Below are 2,462 nucleotides of genomic sequence, written 5' to 3'. Positions count from 1 at the left end.
GACACTAGCATTTTTATATCCAATACAAGTTTTTATGATTGTTTCTCGAAATTCTTCAGCAGAAAATCCATATTTTCTTGCCATTTCTGTTAAAAAAGTGGAATTTGTCATCTTGATTTCCTACATTGCGCGCAATTCCCCCGTGGCGTGAATCACGCTTGTGTTTAAAAATGTTGTTTGGTTGTTAGAAACGGCTTATGTAGCTTATATCGCTTGCTGAATAGTCACTTTCGTAGATGATTGAATTGCGTCCACGAATTTCAAGATTACCAGAAATATTTACATTATCTAAAATATATACTCCATCTAGAATTTTCATATTTCCGGAAATGTGTGCTTTATCACTTATATAAGCATCTCCATAGACACGGGCATTGCCATAAACATGGCCCAAAACTCGAGCCTCACCATAAATTTGTGCATTGCCGTAAATTTGCGCATCATATTCAACATATGCTTCACCGCAAACTTTTGCATTTTCATAAACACGCGCCCTGCCTGTAATTTCTGCGCGTTCAAATACTTGTGCATTGCCGAAAATCTTAGCGTCACCACAAACCATAGCTTTATGCCAAACCCAACAATCGCCTTCATGCGATAGGTTGTCTTCTTTTTGTATATAGCCACCTAAGTAACCTTTTTTAATATTTCTAAAATCTCTTAATGCACGTATGCGATAAAGTTTTTTACTTTTATCGGTTCTTGCATCATAAAATTCTTTTATTTCATCAGTAAGTTCGTATTTCTTTTCCATGATTACTATTTCTCACGTTCTTCGATTATGGTGGAGCCACTAATTTTACAATTTCCAGCAATGTTTACACGACAGCAAATATATGCTTGATTGTAAATTTTAGCATTTCCGTAAACGTGTACACTTTTCCCTATAACAGAATTCCCATAAATCCGCGCATAGTCAAAAACCTTGGCATTATCTCCAACATAAGCACCACCAACTTCGGCATAATCAGAAACTTGTGCATTGCCATAAACGCGTGCATTCCCATAAACCCGCGCATCATCATAAACTTTGGCATCACCGTAAACGTGTGCATTGCCAAAAATCCAACAGTCTCTCTTATGGCTTAAGTTGCTCTCTTTTTCTATAAAACCGCCTAGGTCACCTTTTTTGACATATCCAAAGTCTCTTAATGCTCTAATTCGGTGAAGAGTTCTTCCATCAAACACAATTGTTTCATCAGTAAGTTCGTATTTTTTCATCTGGTTTGTTACCTAGTTGAGATTCTTTTATCGCCATCAATCCAGTCGTCCCAACATACACATGCTTCACCGTAAATTTTTGCATGACCGTAAACATGCGCATCACCGGAAACTTCTGCATTGCCGTAAACACGCGCCCTATCATAAATGTATGCCTTTTCGTAAACTTGTGCATTGCCATAAACTTCTGCATTATCAAAAACGTGCGGTTCACCGCAAATATATGCATCACCGTAAACTTCTGCATCACCGTAAATGCATGGTTCATCGCAAACTTCTGCTTTGCCATAAATACGAGAATTGTTGTAAACATGTGCATAACCGTAAACTTGTGCATTTTCGTAAACCAAGGCATCACCAAAAACCTTGGCATAACCATAGACTTTTGCATCATCACCTACCCAACAATCACCTTCATGACTTAGGTTGTCTTCTTTCTCGATATAGCCTCCTAAATCACCTTTCTCGACGTTTCCAAAGTCTCGTAATGCGCGAATGCGGTGGAGAGTTTTGCCCCCAACTTCGATTGTTTCATCAGTAAATTCGTATTTTTTTTCCATGGTTTATTGCCTCTGGCCAGTTGTGATGATTTCATCATTGATGATCTCTGCGTTTCCATGAATAAATACATAACCACAGATTTGGGCATTTCCCCCAACTTTTGCTCTGATGGAAATCAATGAACCGTCATAAATTTTAGCATTTCCATAAATTTTAGCTTTTCCACTAATAAATGCACCACCGGAAACTTGTGCATTCTCGTAGATTTGTGCACTGGCAAAAACACGAGCATGTCCAAAAATCTTCGCATTGCCAAAAATATTATTTTCTCCGGTAACAGATGCACTACCAAAAACACATGCATTTTCGTAAATATCAGCAATGTGATGAATATAAGCATCACCAAAAACCTTGGCATTGTCATAAACTCTTGCATGACCATCCACACGAGCGTTTTCATAAACATGGGCATCACCAAAAATCTTGGCACAACCATAGACTTTTGCATCATCACCTACCCAACAATCACCTTCATGACTTAGGTTGTCTTCTTTCTCTATATAGCCTCCTAAATCACCTTTCTCGACGTTTCCAAAGTCTCGTAATGCGCGAATGCGGTGGAGAGTTTTGCCCCCAACTTCGATTGTTTCATCAGTAAATTCGTATTTTTTTTCCATGGTTTATTTCCCTTAATGCATGTTTTGTTTTTTAATCTCTTGAGACAACATACCAATTCCTTT

The 2,462-nt window shown here is 38.1% G+C and carries 4 protein-coding genes and 1 pseudogene; all 5 read right to left on the bottom strand.

All coding sequences use genetic code 11. The features are described 5' to 3' along the window. A pseudogene (locus ACFIKJ_RS09010) lies at positions 1 to 111 on the bottom strand (recombinase); the annotation flags it as partial. 73 nt (positions 112 to 184) lie between these two features. Continuing rightward, on the bottom strand, positions 185 to 754 hold the full coding sequence (locus ACFIKJ_RS09005) for a hypothetical protein (RefSeq protein ID WP_375627387.1): 570 nt from the start codon (positions 752 to 754) through the stop codon (positions 185 to 187). Between the two features lie 5 nt (positions 755 to 759). Continuing rightward, on the bottom strand, positions 760 to 1,221 hold the full coding sequence (locus ACFIKJ_RS09000; protein WP_375670520.1) for a hypothetical protein: 462 nt from the start codon (positions 1,219 to 1,221) through the stop codon (positions 760 to 762). 8 nt (positions 1,222 to 1,229) lie between these two features. After that, positions 1,230 to 1,781 (bottom strand): hypothetical protein, encoded by a 552-nt coding sequence (locus tag ACFIKJ_RS08995; protein ID WP_375653987.1) that lies wholly within the window; start codon positions 1,779 to 1,781, stop codon positions 1,230 to 1,232. Positions 1,782 to 1,784: 3 nt separating this feature from the next. Next, positions 1,785 to 2,399, bottom strand: coding sequence for a hypothetical protein (locus ACFIKJ_RS08990; protein WP_375670519.1), 615 nt, complete (start codon positions 2,397 to 2,399; stop codon positions 1,785 to 1,787). Positions 2,400 to 2,462 lie beyond the last annotated feature (63 nt).

Source organism: Bartonella sp. PS7NMGDW (genome assembly GCF_042193585.1).
Lineage (GTDB): Bacteria > Pseudomonadota > Alphaproteobacteria > Rhizobiales > Rhizobiaceae > Bartonella > Bartonella grahamii.
The sequence above is the reverse complement of the archived record's forward strand: the minus strand, read 5'-3'. Positions and strand labels throughout refer to the sequence as shown.